The organism is Acinetobacter pollinis, assembly GCF_015627175.1.
Classification (GTDB): Bacteria; Pseudomonadota; Gammaproteobacteria; order Pseudomonadales; family Moraxellaceae; genus Acinetobacter; species Acinetobacter pollinis.
The window spans coordinates 17,534-35,209 of the sequence record NZ_VTDQ01000004.1 but is presented as its reverse complement, the minus strand read 5'-3'; the positions used below and the strand labels follow the sequence as shown (position 1 = coordinate 35,209).

General features: G+C 39.6%; 16 protein-coding genes. 1 reads left to right on the top strand and 15 read right to left on the bottom strand.

Annotated elements, in window-relative coordinates; genetic code table 11:
* Positions 1 to 4 precede the first annotated feature (4 nt).
* The 7 genes from nuoH to ndhC form a co-directional block, all read right to left on the bottom strand.
* The gene (gene nuoH / locus I2F23_RS02810; RefSeq protein ID WP_195771056.1) at positions 5 to 1,021 is read right to left on the bottom strand and encodes an NADH-quinone oxidoreductase subunit NuoH; all 1,017 of its coding nucleotides are present in this window, start codon (positions 1,019 to 1,021) and stop codon (positions 5 to 7) included.
* Positions 1,018 to 3,708, bottom strand: coding sequence for an NADH-quinone oxidoreductase subunit NuoG (nuoG, locus tag I2F23_RS02805; RefSeq protein WP_195771055.1), 2,691 nt, complete (start codon positions 3,706 to 3,708; stop codon positions 1,018 to 1,020). The genes nuoH and nuoG overlap by 4 nt, the downstream gene beginning before the upstream one ends.
* A gap of 11 nt (positions 3,709 to 3,719) precedes the next feature.
* Positions 3,720 to 5,054 carry an NADH-quinone oxidoreductase subunit NuoF gene (gene nuoF, locus I2F23_RS02800; RefSeq protein WP_195771054.1) on the bottom strand — a complete coding sequence of 445 codons (1,335 nt, stop codon included), beginning with the start codon at positions 5,052 to 5,054 and terminating at the stop codon, positions 3,720 to 3,722.
* Positions 5,051 to 5,560: an NADH-quinone oxidoreductase subunit NuoE gene (gene nuoE, locus I2F23_RS02795; protein WP_023272731.1), complete on the bottom strand. Its 510-nt coding sequence runs from the start codon at positions 5,558 to 5,560 to the stop codon at positions 5,051 to 5,053. The genes nuoF and nuoE overlap by 4 nt, the downstream gene beginning before the upstream one ends.
* Before the next feature lie 12 nt (positions 5,561 to 5,572).
* The gene (gene nuoC / locus I2F23_RS02790) at positions 5,573 to 7,363 is read right to left on the bottom strand and encodes an NADH-quinone oxidoreductase subunit C/D (protein WP_195771053.1); all 1,791 of its coding nucleotides are present in this window, start codon (positions 7,361 to 7,363) and stop codon (positions 5,573 to 5,575) included.
* A gap of 87 nt (positions 7,364 to 7,450) precedes the next feature.
* Positions 7,451 to 8,128 (bottom strand): NuoB/complex I 20 kDa subunit family protein, encoded by a 678-nt coding sequence (locus I2F23_RS02785; RefSeq protein ID WP_195771052.1) that lies wholly within the window; start codon positions 8,126 to 8,128, stop codon positions 7,451 to 7,453.
* A 6-nt stretch (positions 8,129 to 8,134) separates the two neighbouring features.
* Positions 8,135 to 8,668: an NADH-quinone oxidoreductase subunit A gene (gene ndhC / locus I2F23_RS02780; protein ID WP_195771051.1), complete on the bottom strand. Its 534-nt coding sequence runs from the start codon at positions 8,666 to 8,668 to the stop codon at positions 8,135 to 8,137.
* A gap of 543 nt (positions 8,669 to 9,211) precedes the next feature.
* Between ndhC and I2F23_RS02775 the strand changes: the two genes are divergently transcribed.
* A complete protein-coding gene (locus tag I2F23_RS02775) occupies positions 9,212 to 9,571 on the top strand; it encodes a hypothetical protein (protein WP_195771050.1) in 360 nt (119 codons plus the stop codon).
* Positions 9,572 to 9,585: 14 nt separating this feature from the next.
* Here I2F23_RS02775 and bfmS read toward each other — a convergent pair whose 3' ends face one another.
* The 8 genes from bfmS to panC form a co-directional block, all read right to left on the bottom strand.
* Entirely contained in the window at positions 9,586 to 11,235 is a 1,650-nt protein-coding gene (gene bfmS, locus I2F23_RS02770; RefSeq protein ID WP_195771049.1) for a sensor histidine kinase BfmS, read from the bottom strand.
* A 47-nt stretch (positions 11,236 to 11,282) separates the two neighbouring features.
* Positions 11,283 to 11,999, bottom strand: coding sequence for a response regulator transcription factor BfmR (bfmR, locus tag I2F23_RS02765; protein ID WP_023272737.1), 717 nt, complete (start codon positions 11,997 to 11,999; stop codon positions 11,283 to 11,285).
* A gap of 474 nt (positions 12,000 to 12,473) precedes the next feature.
* Complete coding sequence (gene infC, locus I2F23_RS02760; protein ID WP_195771171.1) at positions 12,474 to 13,022, bottom strand: translation initiation factor IF-3; 549 nt, start codon at positions 13,020 to 13,022, stop codon at positions 12,474 to 12,476.
* Positions 13,023 to 13,027: 5 nt separating this feature from the next.
* A complete protein-coding gene (gene thrS, locus I2F23_RS02755; protein WP_195771048.1) occupies positions 13,028 to 14,950 on the bottom strand; it encodes a threonine--tRNA ligase in 1,923 nt (640 codons plus the stop codon).
* 186 nt (positions 14,951 to 15,136) lie between these two features.
* A complete protein-coding gene (yjgA, locus tag I2F23_RS02750) occupies positions 15,137 to 15,688 on the bottom strand; it encodes a ribosome biogenesis factor YjgA (RefSeq protein WP_195771047.1) in 552 nt (183 codons plus the stop codon).
* Positions 15,689 to 15,690: 2 nt separating this feature from the next.
* Positions 15,691 to 15,960, bottom strand: coding sequence for an HPr family phosphocarrier protein (locus I2F23_RS02745; protein WP_195771046.1), 270 nt, complete (start codon positions 15,958 to 15,960; stop codon positions 15,691 to 15,693).
* Positions 15,957 to 16,808, bottom strand: a complete 852-nt coding sequence (rapZ, locus tag I2F23_RS02740) for an RNase adapter RapZ (protein ID WP_195771045.1) — start codon at positions 16,806 to 16,808, stop codon at positions 15,957 to 15,959. The genes I2F23_RS02745 and rapZ overlap by 4 nt, the downstream gene beginning before the upstream one ends.
* Before the next feature lie 22 nt (positions 16,809 to 16,830).
* Positions 16,831 to 17,676, bottom strand: a complete 846-nt coding sequence (panC, locus tag I2F23_RS02735; protein WP_195771044.1) for a pantoate--beta-alanine ligase — start codon at positions 17,674 to 17,676, stop codon at positions 16,831 to 16,833.

Here is a 17,676-nt window from a genome sequence, read left to right as displayed (position 1 = left end):
TGTTTTAGGCTGAATGTCTAAGTAGAATGACAGCACCTGTCACCAAAAGGTTAACGAGTGCAAGTGGCAAACAGACTTTCCAGCCAAAATTCATGACTTGGTCATAGCGTGGGCGCATCAATGAACCGCGCGCAAGAATAAACATCATGACAAAAAATGCTGTTTTGAGAATGAACCAAAACGCTGCTGGAATAAACGGTATATCAAGATTAAATGGCGCTAACCAACCACCAAAAAACAGCGTCACAATTAATGCTGATATCACAATAATATTGACGTATTCGGCAACGAAGAACATGCCCCACTTCATGCCACCATATTCAACATGGTAGCCTTCGGAAAGCTCTTGTTCTGCTTCAGGTTGGTCAAATGGATGACGGTGCGTTACTGCCACACCTGCCACCACAAACACCATAAAACCAATGAACTGTGGAATAATGTTCCACATATCGCGCTGTGACTCGACGATATCTCTTAAATTAAATGAGCCTGCAATCGCAACCACACCCATTAAAGAAATACCTAAAAACACTTCGTAAGAGATGGTTTGCGCCGATGAGCGCAGTGCACCTAATAGTGCATATTTATTGTTTGATGACCAACCACCAAACAGTACTGCATAGACTGCTATTCCTGCCATGCCCATAAAAAAGAGCAAACCAATATTCATATCGGCCGCCCCTAAATAAGGACTGATTGGAATAATCATAAATGATAAAACAGCTGTTGCCATTGCCACCGCAGGTGCGAGTCGAAACGTCAATTTATCTACAAATTTGGGTGTCCAATCTTCCTTGAACATAATCTTGAGCATGTCTGCCACAATTTGTAGAGAACCAAAAGGCCCAACACGGTTTGGCCCATAACGGTCTTGCCACAACGCAAGCAAACGGCGCTCAATAAACGACATTAAAGCCGCACAAACCACCACAACCAATAAAATAATAATCGCTTGAATGACACTGTATGCAACAGGCCAGTCTGTTGCCCACTGCGGAAGTACACGTAAAGTTTCGTTCATGCGTGTGCTCCCAACGAAAGTGCCACAGGCTCTGCCCAAGAAACTGCCGGTGCTTGACCAATTGGATAACCAATATATCCTTCAGGCAAATAGTCAATGACATGCACAGGCAAACAAATACGGCTTTCACCGACTTGAATCGTAACTTGCTGTCCATCTTGAATATTTAACCGTTTTGCATCGTGCTCACCCAAGGCAAACGTTGCCTCTGGAATACGTGACTGCATGGCAGGTGTTTTAATACTGAATTCGCCTGATGCAAAAATATGATGCATTGGAATAAGATGGAAGCTGTCTGTACGTTGACTGGTCGCGACTGGTGTTACATAGTGGCGTGCAGGACGTTTTGGCAAAAGATCGAAAAGTCGAATACCTGAATCGCCCCCTTTAAGATGGCCACCCACTTCATCCTGATATTTATTCCAAGATTGCGGAGAGTTCCAACCCGGTGCCCATGCAAATGGCACAAGTGATGATGCATCTTGTGGCCCTACATAACCTTCCATAGAGAATGTAAGTGCAGAGTCTAAATCTACAGGCTGTTTTGGCTCATGTACCGAAATTGGTGCACGCATAGCAGTACGACCTGAGTAACGTCTTGGTTCACGTGCTACTTTTAAACCATGAACACGATAACCTGCATTTGGTGCAACATCTTGAATTGCTTCAAGCGTTGGCACTTGTTTCACAATATGTTCAATTACATCATCCAATACAGTCCATGATACTGACTGACCACGCAATCCCGTTTGAATTGCATGCAACCAACGCCAAGATTCTTTAATCGCATATTCAGGTTTGTAGTAACTCGGATCATAGACTTGATAAAAACGTTGTGCACGCCCTTCTTGACTAACAACCGTACCATCACCCTCTGCAAAGCTCGCTGCAGAAAGCACAATATTGGCCTGTTGAAGTGTTGCCGTTTCACTATGATCGAGCACAATAATTTGTTCAGCTTTCTCAAAAGCCGCTTGAACTTGTGCATTTGGTAAATGTCTATATAAGTCATTTTCAACAATAACCAATGCATCGTAGGACTGACTAAGCGCTTGTTCGAGACTTAAACCATCTAACAGTGCCACACCCATCGAGTTCACTTCAGGTACAACCAAACTCAAACCTGCATTATCACCTAAGGCTTGTACAAGCTCAGCCGCTGCTTCCATAATTGAGGCATCTTGTAAACTTGTCCCTGCAATAATAAGCGGTTTTTTTGCTATTTTTAGCGTATCAGCAATACTTTCAGCAAACGCTTTAGCATCATCATCTAGACCAACAACATGCTCACCTTTTAGCACAGATGCAATACCAAAACCTAAACGCGCGATATCATTTGGCGATGCGACAACTTCAGCCGTTGCTACATCGGCAAGGCGTGTTTGTGTTGCTGCCAAAATATAAATTGGAGATTTCTCATCTTGACCAATACGCAAAACAGGTTCTGCAAGCCATGCAGGTGTACGTGTTTTTGCAGCCATTTCTTTGGCTTTATTTTTTGCCGCTTGACGTACCGAAAGTGCCATACGTGGTGCAGTTTGTGTTAGGTCTTCACCCAAAATGACAACTGCATCATAGCTTTCAATTTCACGTAAGTTCGGGTTATGAATTCCTTCACTTTGTAAAATAGAAACAGCCAACTCTACAAGAGATTGCTCTTTTTGGCTCATTCCTGTCGAGTAAGATGATGTACCCACCAATTCACGCAGTGTAAAGTTAGACTCTAAGCTCGCACGCGGTGAACCAATGCCGAGTACTTTTTTACCTTTCAACGTTGCAATCACTGCATCAAGCGCTTCATCTACTGAAATGCTAGAAACTTCATGTTTATTTCTAAATTGTGGCTGACGAGGACGACTGTCTAAATTGACATAGCCTGCACCAAAACGACCTTTATCACAGAGGAAATATTGATTGACTTCACCATTGAAACGATTTTCTATACGGCGTAATTCACCATAACGTTCGCCCGGAGAAATATTACAACCCGATGAGCAACCATGACAAACACTTGGTGCATACTGCATGTCCCACTTACGGTTATAACGTGCAGAATGTGTTTTATCGGTAAATACACCCGTTGGACATACTTCAGTTAAATTACCTGAAAACTCACTTTCAAGCGCACCTGACTCAGGACGTCCAAAATACACACGAGATGCATTGGCATACACACCAAAATCTGTACCACCTGCATAGTCTTTGTAATAACGCACACAACGATAACATGCGATACAACGGTTCATCTCATGTGCAATAAATGAACCCAACTCTTGGTTGTAATGAGTACGTTTAGTAAAACGATAACGACGGCGATCATGCCCCGTCATCACTGTCATATCTTGTAAATGACAGTGACCACCTTCTTCACAGACAGGACAGTCATGTGGATGGTTTGTCATTAAAAACTCAACCACAGACTCACGAAAGTCGGTAGCTTCTTTATCTTCAATTGAAATAAATGTATTGTCAGACGCAGGTGTCATACATGACATGACCAAACGCCCGCGTGTATCCTCTGGGTTTGCATATTGCTTCACAGCACATTGACGACAAGAACCCACGGAACCTAAAGATGGATGCCAACAAAAATACGGGATGTCTATTCCTAAAGATAAACATGCTTGCAATAGGTTCTCTGACCCATTGACCTCATACTGTTTTCCATCGACATGTATTGTAGCCATAGTCGAATTCCTTAAGCTTGTTCAGCATGTGTGGTTTGAACAACAGGACGATCCGTCACTTTTGCTTCAAACTCACCACGCCAATATTTTAATGCGCTTTGTAACGGTTCCATTGCACCCGGTGCATGGGCACAGAACGTTTTACCAATCCATAGTTTTTTCGTGAGCTCTTGGAGATGCTGAATATCCATCATCTTCCCATCACCTGCTTCAATTGCACGTAATGCTTTTACACTCCAAGGCAAACCATCACGACAAGGCGTACACCAACCGCAAGACTCTCTTGCAAAAAACTCTTCTAAATTACGTGTTGCAGCAACCATACATTGTTGCTCATCAAACACCATGAGTAAGCATGTGCCTAAACGCGAGCCTGCTTTCATAATGCTGTCTGAATCCATTGGGATATCTAAATGGTCAGGCGTTAAAAAGTCGGTTGAAGCACCACCCGGCAACCATGCTTTTAAGGTTAAGCCTTCACGCATACCACCTGCATGCTCTTCAATGACTTCGCGCGCCGTTGTACCAAAAGGAAGTTCCCAAAGTCCCGGAAAATTTACTTTTCCAGAAGCACCATAAATTTTTGTACCGGGATCTTTAGACTTTCCTGCCGATAAGCCAACATACCACTCCGCACCACGTAGCAAAATTGCAGGCAAGTTGTTGTATGTTTCAACATTATTCACAATTGTTGGACGACCCCATGCACCTGCAACTTGTGGAAACGGTGGTTTTGTACGTGGGTTCGCTCGGCGACCTTCTAACGAATTAATAAGCGCAGTTTCTTCACCGCAGATATAACGCCCTGCGCCTGTATGCACATGAAGCTCAAAATTCCAACCGGTGTCTAAGATATTTTCACCCAAATACCCCTTGGCACGAATTTGATCAAGTGCATGATTTAGATATTGCGCAGCCTCAATATATTCACCACGAATAAAGATATAACCATGCGTTGCTTCAAGCGTATAACCTGCTATAAGCATCCCCTCAATAAGTTGATGCGGTAGCTTTTCCATGAGCAAACGGTCTTTAAACGTCCCCGGTTCCATCTCATCGGCATTGCAAATTAAATAACGTGGCCCACTCTGATCATTGGGTGCCATTAACGACCACTTAATGCCTGCTGGGAAACCTGCACCACCACGACCTTTTACTGTCGCAGCTTTAATCACATCTAATACTTCTGCAGGTTGCATAGTAATTGCTTTTTTAAACCCTGCATAACCCTCTAGACGCTCATAGTCGTCAAGCAAATGAACATATTCTTGCTGGCTTAAACGCCAAGTTAAAGGATGTGTTTCAGGATTGCCATCGCCGTAAATTGGTTTTGGTGTCGTATTCATACATACTTCTCCAACAATTGTTTGACTGAGGCAACATCTACTAACCCATGTGTGTCTTCATCAATCATGAGTGTTGGCCCTTTGTCACAGTTTCCTAAACAGCAAATTGGCAATAAAGTAAAACGATTGTCTGCTGTAGTTTGTCCAAACTGAATACCCAGTTCACGCTGAAATGCTTCAGCTAAAGTTTCTGCACCCATTAAAAAGCAAGCAATCGAGTCACACAGTAAAATAACGTGCTTACCTACAGGTTGGCGGTAAATACGATTATAAAATGTTGCTACACCTTCTAAGTCAGCAGTACTGATAGTCAGCAGTTGTGCAATCGCGTTAAGCTGCGCATCATCTACCCACCCATTTCGACGTTGTACACATTTAAGTGCATCTAAAGATGCTGCACGTGGATAAGGGTAATGCCCAACATGATGTTGAATCTCATGAATTTCTTCTTGCGTTAAAATTCCCTCAACATTCACACGTGGTTTTCGATCAGTTAAAATCATCATCTGTATTATCCCCTAGCGATCCACATCAGCCATAACCACATCAATGGTTGCCAAGTAAATGATTAAATCCGAAACAAGACTGCCATTAATGACAGATGGAATTTGCTGTAGATGCGTGAATGTTGGCGTACGAATACGTGTGCGATAACTCATGGTTGCTTTATCTGAAGTGAGATAATAATTACTCGCTCCTTTCACAACTTCGGCCATCACAGAAGACTCGCCCGCAGGCATAACAGGGCCCCAGGACACACTTAAGAAGTGGGTAATTAGAGTTTCAATATCTTGTAAGGTTTTATCTTTCGGTGGAGGAACTGCCAGTGCATGATCCGCTTTATATGCACCAGATGGCATATTGTCTAAGCACTGTTGTACAATTTTTAATGACTCTCTGATTTCGTGAAAATGCACCATGACACGTGCATAAGCATCGCCTTCATACTCTACAGGCACATCGAAGTCATAGTTCTCATAACCACTATATGGACGGTACTTACGTACATCAAAGTCAATGCCAGTTGCGCGTAACCCTGTCCCTGTTACACCCCATGCAAGGGCAGATTTTGCATTATATTGCGCGACGTTGCGGGTACGTCCAATAAATACCGAGTTACGTAATGCTGCTTTGTAATACTCATCTAAACGTTTAGGCATCCAATCTAAGATGTCACGAATGAGCTTTTGCCAATTATTTGGCAAGTCATGTGCTGTACCGCCAATTCGGAACCATGCAGGATGCATACGAAAGCCTGTAATTGCTTCGATTGCATCATAAATTTTTTGACGATCGGCAAACATATAAAATACAGGTGTCATTCCCCCTGCATCTTGAATCGCTGTACCAATAAACAATAGATGGTTATTAATGCGAAATAGCTCAGACATCATGACACGAATACATTGCGCACGATCAGGCACAGTAATACCTGCAAGTTTCTCCACACCCATCACATACGGCATATTTTGTGCACAACCGCCCAAATAGTCCACACGGTCTGTATATGGAATAAATGAGTGCCATGTTTGACGCTCTGCCATTTTTTCCACACCACGATGATGGTAGCCAATGTCAGGTACACAATCTTTTACTTCTTCACCGTCAAGTTGCAAAATAATACGAAATGCACCATGCGCAGATGGATGGTTTGGCCCCAAGTTTAAGAACATGAAGTCTTCATCATCATTGCCACGTTTCAGTCCCCAATCTTCTGGGACAAAACGTAAATGCTCTTGTTCAAAATCTTGCTTCGCCTGATTCTGCATATATGGCGTGTATTCCGTTGCACGTGCAGAATATTCTTTACGTAACGGATGCCCTTCCCAATAAGTTGGTAACAAAATACGACGTAACATTGGATGACCATCAAAATGTATACCGAACATGTCATAAGCTTCACGCTCATACCAGTTGGCATTTGGCCAAATATTTGTTGCTGTAGGCAATTTCAAATCGGTTTCGTTTAAAGCAACTTTAATACGAATATCTGCATTGCGCTCTAACGAAAGTAAATGATAAAAAACTGTAAAATCTGAGGCAGGGAGTCCCTCACGATGTTGACGCATACGCTCGTCTACTGCCGACAAATCGAACAGCATGACATAGGGACGTGAAATAGTACGCAAGAACATAAGAACGTCTTGCACTTGAGCACGCTCAACCCAAATCGTTGGAAAATCTTCAAACGTCGGTTGCACATAGAAGTTCTCTCCAAATTTGGATTTTAATTCTTCTATGATGGCAAATGCTGGGCGTGAATCAACTTTGCTTGATTCGTCTGGCATAGCAATTTCCGTTTCAGCCATTGTTTTGGCTTCCTTATTACAAATTATTATTAATGATCCTTAACGACAAATGACTCATCCAGAGTCTTTATTTTTTTATCGTTAGAATTATTTAATCTCATCCATAGAGCGAAGATTTTTTACCGCAATGCGCTGTGCATTTTTACGATCACGTTCTGGCATCATCTTTGGCTTATAAACTGGCTGAAGATCATCACCAATCACAGCAGAGAGCGGACGGCGCTCTAACTGAATCTGGTCTTGTAATAATAATAAAGCTTGAATGAGTGCTTCTGGACGTGGTGGACATCCTGGTACATACACATCTACAGGTATAATTTTATCTACACCTTGAACTACTGAATAAATGTCATACATGCCACCTGAATTTGCACAGGCACCCATCGAAATAACCCATTTAGGCTCTAACATCTGTTCATATAAACGTTGAATGACTGGTGCCATTTTCATAAAACATGTCCCTGCAACAATCATTAAATCTGCTTGTCGAGGTGATGCACGAATCACTTCAGCACCGAAACGTGACATGTCATGAACACCCGTCAATGTGGTTGCATATTCCACATAACAACAAGAAGTACCAAAGTTAAATGGCCAAACTGAGTTTTTTCTTCCCCAGTTCACAACACTATGGGCAACATCTTCTAGGCGGGTCATGAATACATTTTTATTCACTTCATCCTGAAGTGGATCATCCACAATTTGTCTTTCTTGTAACGGATATTCATCCGCTTGCGGATTAGCACGGGTTAATGTGTACTTCATCCCGTATTACTCCTTGTCAGTAATGACTTTCTTTTTTACACGTGATTGGGCTGGTATATTTCCTGTTGGATCTCTTACTAATTCATCAACAGAATCGAAACGTGTGATCTGTGCAATATCCATATGCGCAGAACTAACGAGGGATTGTTTATTTGCAGCTTTAAAACGATCTGATGGTGACCAGTTTAATGCACCTGTCGAAAGCGCATAAGCAAGACCAATTAAAAGATCAATCACAAAAATTGCAACGGTTGTATAACCAAACCACCCAACATCACGAACAGAGGTTGCCCATGCATATAAATAAAGCGCTTCAATATCGAAAATAACGAAGAAAATAGCAACGAGATAGAATTTTGCAGACAAACGCATACGTGCGCCACCTGCACCAACAACACCAGACTCAAACTGCTCTTGTTTGGCAAGTCCCCACGACTTTCCACCAAGAAGCTGTGGAACAGTAAGCATGAAGACGCAAAGGAATGTAACACCGATTACGAAGGCAATAATTGCCCAATCGTCTGAGGTAATGGCACTCATGCGGGGATAACTCCTGGCTGGCCTGTTTTAAAAAAAAAAATTTGTATAACTGTTCAAAAATAGCTTACAAATTAACTTTAAACAGATTTATTGTACTCATTTATTATTTTGCTTACTAGGTTATACCATCAGGTCAAAAAGACTAGAAATTAAACACTTTCATTTAAAAAACCGACCTAAGACTTAGGTATATATACTTATTGATGAATACTATTAAAATAAAAAGTATTCACTTTTTTTTCAATAAATCTTATATTTTTCTTTATTTCTACCAAAATCATAAAATAATAAAAAACCAATCAAAATAGTCGGAATAAAGCCTTATTATATCTTATAATGAGAATACTTCTTATATAAGCACATAAAAATTAATTTATGTGAAATACAGCATTATTTATATTTAAAATAATTTTGTATTAAATCATTTCTCATATAAATATTTATCTTTGAAAAATATACTTATTTTTAGCAAATCTATTACAAATCATTTCTACGAAATTTGTTAATGTGACGACATAAAAAAGGTAAAAATGGAAAGAAAAAATGAACCTAGAATTTACACATAAACCAAACTATTTTTTGTATGCACAACTATTGATTCGACATATTGAAGATCAATTAAATAAGGACAAAACCTTACATCAAATTAGAATTTCTTTTGAAAAACTCAAACATATTTTTCAAGAGGATACTGCTGCAACAAGTACAAATCTAGATAGTATTCTACATATCGCCAGTGAATATAAAATTGAAACACTTTCGGGTGATGAGCGTATTATTCAAAAATATGCGATTGATGTTGAAGATAAAGAGTTAATTCTAAATATCCCTGAAAGCGTAATCCAATCATGGATTGATGAAAAAAAGCCTATTTTATTTCCAAATTCAATGGACTATGATTAATTAAAAAAGCGACCTTATAGGTCGCTTTTATTTGTTTTACTTAATTGTTGTACCGTACTTCTTTGAGCAGGCCATCTCATTATAAATCTTGCACCGCCGAGGTCTGGACTACTGTCTACTTTAATACTTCCACCAAACCAAAATGCAATACGGCTCACGATAGATAGGCCTAAACCATATCCACCCGATGCACGCGTTCTACTGTCATCCAATCTTGCGAATGCTTCAAAAACTCGTTCACGATCTTCTTCTGGAATACCAGGCCCGTCATCTTCGACGCAAACATAAGCTTGTCCATCCTCTTCAACACCACCGCTAATACGAATACGCTGATCACAATGACGTACTGCATTACCCACTAAGTTTTGCACCACCCGATGCAAATATCTTCTCTCTGCATCTGCAACCACATCAATATCTGGGGCAATTAATTGAATATCTTTTTGTGTTTTTAAGGCCTGTGTTTCTCGCTCTACTTGCTCAAGTACACCAGCAATATCTATGCTTTGAATATCTAATGATGGCATACCTTGTTCAAGTTTTGCATAAGTCATAATTTCATCAATTAAAGTATTTAATGCTTCAATATCTTTATCGATCATCTCCACCTGACTTAAGCGATATTCATATTCTTCTTCCTCTGCAAGCATTTCCATACCAAATCGAATACGTGCAACAGGTGTTCTTAGTTCATGTGATACCGCGCGCATAAGCTCACGCTGTGCTTCAATCAAACGTTGGATATGTGTTGCCATATCGTTATAACTTGAAGATAGGCTTGCCATTTCATCTGTACCCTCTACAGGTAACCGTGTAGACATATCACCAGTTTTAATTTTATTAAGTGCAAGAATTGCCTGTTTAATTTTTCTTTGTAATGGAAAAATAAGCACATATACGCCCAAACTTAATAAGAATAGACTTAATAAAGTAATACCAGCGGCAATTTGAAATGGCATCCAATTAAACATAGGTACAGGACCTATGACTAAGACTTCAGATGGATTATTTGGTATTGGAGATACGATAGATATCGTTGTACCACGCATTGTTGCGTTATCACGGTACAATAAAATACTCTGATCTTGGCGCAGTCGACCCACTTGCTCTGAGTCTAAGCCTAGGCTCAAAATAGGCTGAATTTCAATTGGATAAGAAAAGTGACGATGTATTTTGTCTAAATACTCTTTTTCTTGTCCGGGATAGTAAATCAGATAGTCTAAAATAAAAATAGGAAGTGCCTTAATTTGGCGCTCGCCTATTTTGTTCGCATTAATAAATAAATAATGCTTTGGATCACTAGGCAATCCAAGATAAATATCTGCAACTGACGTTTGTGCATCATAACGTACAACAGCTTGTTGATTATCCATTCGCTTCTTTTCAGAACGAGATAATTCAACTTTGCTACTATCTACTAAATAAATAGGTAACTCTAAAAGATCAGATGCATCGGAAATCCAATCTTTCTTTTGCTGTGCTGTTGGCTGGCGTTCTATTCCTTGTGCAATGACATAAGAAATACCATCTGTTAATGACTCACGGTATTCTTGGGCGCGCTGATAGTTAATTACCTGTACCAACAAGTAACCAAAGACAGCAACCAACGCAACGAGAATAACAACGCCAGCATAGATACGTAAGAATATACTGTGTTTAAACACGAACTATCTATCCTTTAGGAAAAGCAACAGCAACAAACATCAATGGTTTACATTCCATTCGTTTCTTTAACGAATAAGTAACCTTTACTACGAACAGTTTTAATACGTTTAGGGTTTTCAGGATCATCACCAATCTTCGGACGAATTCTTGAAATACGCACATCAATTGAACGATCTTGACCGTCATATTCAATACCACGTAGACGCTCAAAAATATCCTCACGAGACAAGATACGACCTGCATTGGAAGCAAGTAACCAAAGTAAATCATATTCTGCACTTGTAAAATCGACAAGCTCGCCATTTAGAGTGACTGAACGGCCACCATTGTCGATGACTAGATCGTCAAATTCAATACGTTGAGAAACTTCGTCTTCTGTTGTTTTGTCTGTACGACGCAGTAATGCACGAATACGTGCAAGTAGCACACGAGGTTGTACAGGTTTAGCGACATAATCATCTGCACCCATTTCTAGACCAAGTACCTGATCCATATCTTCTGTACGTGCAGTCAACATTAGAATCGGTTGATGGTAATGAGGACGAATTTCACGACATACTGTTAGACCATCTGCTCCAGGAAGCATCACATCTAACACAACCATGTCTGGTTGTTCTGCAATAATTCGACGAATAGCACGATTACCATCAGGCTCAACACCGACTTCCAATCCATTACGAATTAAATATTCTTGAGTTAAACGTGCTAGTCGCTCATCATCTTCTACAATTAAAATCTTTGGTAACTTTTCTTCTTGGCTCATGTTAGCCCCCTTCTCATTTCTATATTTAGGCACCGATATTCAATCAGATACGCTATTTCATAATGAGCAATATACACATGTTTACATTGTAAACAAGATCATTTTCACCAAACTGATACATGAGAGATGTAATTTGTAATAAACACTCTAGTCATTGAAATTATTGAATTTATTTTTAAAATAGATCATATAAAAAAACTTATTAATTCAAAAAAATGAATAAAAAAGTTTAAGAATTAAATTAAATACATATAAAACAACAACTTAAACCATATAAATACTTTTATGCGTGATTCACTATCAGAATAAACTTTGTTCTTAAAAAATAAGAGAAATCACAAGATATACATAAAATAATATAAACCTGTCTGATAAGCACAAGTAAACCAATATCTTAACTCAATCTTAATCTTTTAAATACTCAATAAAAAGCCAGCTTTAGAAGCTGGCTTTTTATCGTCTAGCAGATCAATATTACTTTTTCTTTTTCGGTCCAAGTAACATACCCATCTGACGACCTTCCATTTTTGGTGCTTGCTCAACAACACCGATTTCAGCAACATCTGCCTCAATTTTTTGAAGCTGTACTAAACCGAGTTGTTGATGAGCCATTTCACGCCCACGGAAACGCAACGTAATTTTTACTTTGTTGCCATCCTCAAGGAATCGGATAATCGCACGTAATTTTACGTTGTAATCACCGACATCCGTACCTGGGCGTAATTTAATTTCTTTTACTTGCACTTGATGCTGTTTTTTCTTCGCATCTTTTTGCTTTTGTTTCAGGTCAAACAAGTGCTTGTTGTAATCCATGACTTTACAAACAGGTGGTTCAGCATTGGCAACAATTTCAACCAGATCAAGATCATCTTGCTCTGCAACACGAATTGCTTCAGTCAAAGCAACAATGCCTTTTTGCTCGCCATCGGCCCCAATTAAACGAACTTCTTTTGCACGAATTTCATCATTAATCGCAGGGCGATTAGTTTTACCACCTTGTTGGTTACGATCAGACTGTTTAATCTTTCTTACTCCACAATGTACCGGCCACGTTCGGCAACGGCTGTTTCCACTAAGTCAACGAAAGCATCGATTGACATAGTACCCAAATTTTTTCCTGAGCGCGTACGAACATTGACAGTGCCCTCTTCGACCTCACGGTCACCGAGCACGAGTAAATATGGAATGCGCTCTAGCGTACGTTCACGAATCTTAAATCCGATCTTTTCATTTCTCAAGTCGGAAATAGCGCGAAGACCACGCTCTTTAAGTTTTTTCACAACACCTTCACAAGCTTCAGCTTGCGTACCTGTAATATTCATTACACATACTTGTGTTGGAGATAACCATGGTGGCATAAAACCAGCATAGTGTTCAATAAGTATACCAATAAATCGTTCAAAACTACCAAGAATTGCACGATGCAACATGACTGGTTGGTCACGTTCATTGTCTTCTGTCACAAATGAAGCATCTAAACGTTCAGGTAAATTAAAGTCACACTGAATTGTACCACATTGCCAAATTCGGCCTAAACAGTCTTTTAAAGAAAATTCAATTTTTGGACCATAGAATGCGCCTTCACCTGGTTGAAGATCCCATGCCAAACCTGCTTCATCTAAGGCATCAGCAAGTGACTTCTCTGCCAAATCCCAAAGTGCATCATCACCTACACGCTTTTCTGGACGTGTAGAAAGTTTCATTTGAACTTCTTCAAAACCAAAATCTTTATATACATCTAAAGTCAGTTTAATAAAGTCTGCAACTTCTTTACCAATTTGGTCTTTTGTACAGAAAATATGACCATCATCTTGAGTAAAGCCACGTACACGCATAATACCATGAAGTGAACCAGACGGTTCATTGCGATGACATGAGCCAAACTCTGCCATACGAATTGGTAATTCACGATAAGACTTCAAGCCTTGATTGAAAATTTGAACATGACACGGGCAGTTCATCGGTTTTACTGCATAATTTCTGCTTTCTGAATGTGTTGTAAACATATTCTCAGCATAGTTTGCTGCATGACCTGACTTTTCCCAAAGTACAAAATCGACAATCTGAGGCGTACGCACTTCTTGATAACCATGATCTTTTTGCACCTTACGCATATATTGCTCAAGCGCTTGGTAAATTGTCCAACCATTTGGATGCCAGAACACCATACCAGGTGCTTCTTCTTGCATATGAAATAAGTCTAATGCTTTACCAATTTTACGGTGGTCACGCTTTTCTGCTTCTTCTATACGTTTAATATATGCAGCAAGTTGCTTTTTGTCTGCCCAAGCTGTGCCATAAATTCGTTGTAATTGCTCATTCTTAGCATCACCACGCCAATATGCACCAGAAAGTTTTGTTAACTTAAAAGATTTTAAAAATTTAGTATTTGGAACATGAGGACCACGGCACATGTCTACATATTCTTGATGATAATATAGCCCCATTGCTTTTTCTTCAGGCATATCATCGACTAGACGCAATTTATAATCTTCACCACGAGATTTAAATAACTCAATGACTTCAGCACGTGGTGTCATTTTTTTTATAACGTCATAATCTTGCGCAATCAAAGACTTCATACGCTCTTCAATTGCAGCCATATCATCTAATGTGAAAGGGCGTGGCATATATACGTCGTAGTAAAAGCCTTCTTCAATCACAGGGCCAATGACCATCTTGGCTTCAGGGAATAGCTGTTTTACAGCATGCCCAACAAGATGCGCACATGAGTGGCGGATAATTTCAACGCCTTCTTCATCTTTTGGTGTAATAATTTGAAGGGTTGAATCTTCAGAGATTAAATCACTTGCATCTACTAAACGGTCATTTACACGACCTGCAACAGTATTCTTTGCAAGACCCGGCCCAATACTCTGAGCAACGTCCATGACAGAAACTGCATGATCAAACTCTTTTTTATCGCCATTTGGCAATGTAATAATTGGCATAAGAAATCCTTAAGGAGTGATGCCCCATACAAAGGAGCATGTCACCGCGAGATTATGATCGAGGGAAACCTCAAAATATAAAAACGGTGGTTGTATAAAATTAAGGCAATAAGTTTACATCTATAAAGACTTTTTCGAAAGTATTGATATGAACTTATTACCAGTCAATGCTTCAGAAATTTGTACTTAGCCTTTGGCTTTTCCTTGATCTGAAAGTAATGCAACTTGTTGAACATAATTTACAATTTTTTGACGCGCTTGCTCTAATTCATCTGGTGTTGCTTGTAAATTTTTATCGCGATGGTAACGAAGCACATGCTGACGCAATGTATGCTTCTCAGTGGCATTATATTTTTTGCTAAACTCATGCACTGCCGCATCACCTTGCTCGATTAAACGATCTACCCAACGTGTTAATAAAGCCTGCTGCTTGAGTCCTTGTTTTGGCGTAAGATAAGATAAAATAACAGCCTCATCTTCATTACGTAACAATTTTCCAATACGCTGAAATTGACGACGACGTGCTTCAAAAGAAGTAATTTCACGCACATCAAGTAAAGCGTCTATTAATCGATCTTCTACAGGCAATTGTCGAATCTGTTTTTCAGAGAGTTCAGCAAGTTGTTCACCCAGTGCAGCCATTCGCTGTACTGCACGTTTTTGCTCGCTTTTACTTGCACGCCCCTCTAATGATTCAAAATCTTCACTTGTATAACTTTTTTGCGGTCGACGTGCCACGATTAATCTGCCTCGTAAAATTTTGCTGCAAACAGAGCCTGTACTTCCGATACAGCCTGTTCTTCATCTGGTCCATCTACAACTAAACGTAATGTTGTTCCCTTACCTGCACCAAGCATCAATAATGCCATAATATTTTTAGCATCAATTAGCTTTTCACCTTTTCCGATCTGTATATTAGAACGGAACTTTGTAGTGACTTCAATAAGCTTACCAGATGCACGCGCATGCAAGCCAAGTTTGTTAATTACATCTACCGTTGTGTCAATCATGACCAGTGCTTCATTTCTCTGTGTAAAATTTGGATAGACCAGTTGGCTTCTAAAGCCTTCTTGAGTCTATCAACGATATAAACTGAACGGTGCTGACCACCAGTACATCCAATAGATACGGTTAAATAGTGACGGTGTCCCTCTGCAAAAGCTGGCAACCATTTATTTAAAAATGTATGAATGTCGTCATACATTTCATTGACTTGGTCGCTTTCCACAAGGAACTTTTGAACAGGCTCATCCAAACCAGATAATTTACGCAATTTTAAATCCCAATGTGGATTAGGCAAATGGCGTACATCAAATACATAATCTGCATCTAAAGGAATACCATGCTTATAACCAAAAGATTGCAAAATTAAGATGAGTTTATCTGACTGTCCAAGTTTAGATAAAAGTGTATGTTTTAAATCATGCACACTCTTATCAGTTGTATCAATATTTACAGTCGATCTTAGCTGGATAGGCAATAATAAACTTTTTTCTTCCTGAATGCATTCATTTAAGCTTTTACAACGACCACTTAGTGGATGTGGACGTCTTGAAGCACTAAATCTAGCAATCAGCTGACCATCGCTAGTACTCAAATAAATAACATCAACTGAGCCATGTTTTTTCAGCTGTTCAAAGACCGTATCAAACTCTTCTAGGTCTGCTTGTGTACTTCGAACATCGACACCTAAGGCCAATTGCTCAAGATTATTTTCATGGTCAAGTTTAGACACAATTTCAGGCAATAGTGCTAAAGGTAAGTTATCTATACAATAGTAGCCTAAATCTTCCAATACCTGTAGTGCAGAAGATTTTCCCGATCCAGATTGGCCTGTAACAATCAAAATACGCTTCATCACTATATCCTTGATATCGTATCTAAGTCGCGAAATGAACGATTAAATTATCTATTAAGCGTGTTTTACCAAGCTTTGCTGCTACAAATAACACAATATCTTGATTAAAATCAGTTATTGTCTGTAATTCAGGTGTACGTGCCTCTACATAATCTATTTCGAAGCCATAAGCTTGTAAATGACTTCGCATATCTTCAAGCACGCTAGTTAACAATTCGCCTTGTTCTAAAGCACCTTTTGCATGCTGTAAACTTGCATAAATTTGAGGTGCTTTATTACGTTCTTCGGAAGTCAAATAACCATTTCTAGAGCTTAGCGCCAAACCATCTTCAGCACGTGTCGTAGGTACGCCAATCACTTCAAGTGGCATATTCAGATCACGTACCAATTGTTGCACGACAACCAATTGTTGAAAATCTTTTTGCCCAAAAAAAGCATAATTGGGCTGAACAATATTAAATAGCTTCGTTACGATTAAAGCAACGCCATCAAAATGACCAGGACGTGCATGGCCACATAAACCATCCGTAATATCTGTAACTTGAATATTAGTTTTTCTTGGTGCTTTTGCAAACATTTGCTCAACTGCAGGAGCAAAGATAATATCGCAACCAACATCTGCTAAAAGATGACTATCCTGCTCAAGCGTTCTTGGATAGCTATCAAAATCTTCATTTGGACCAAATTGAGTTGGATTCACAAAAATACTAACGACCACAAGGTCGCAAATTTTCTTTGCCTCACGAACAAGGTTTAAATGCCCTTCGTGCAAATTACCCATGGTTGGTACAAAACCAATGAGTTTTTTTGCATGTTTTGCTGGGCTTAATGACGCAGTAAGACCATGTATCGTGGTTTCCGTTTTCAT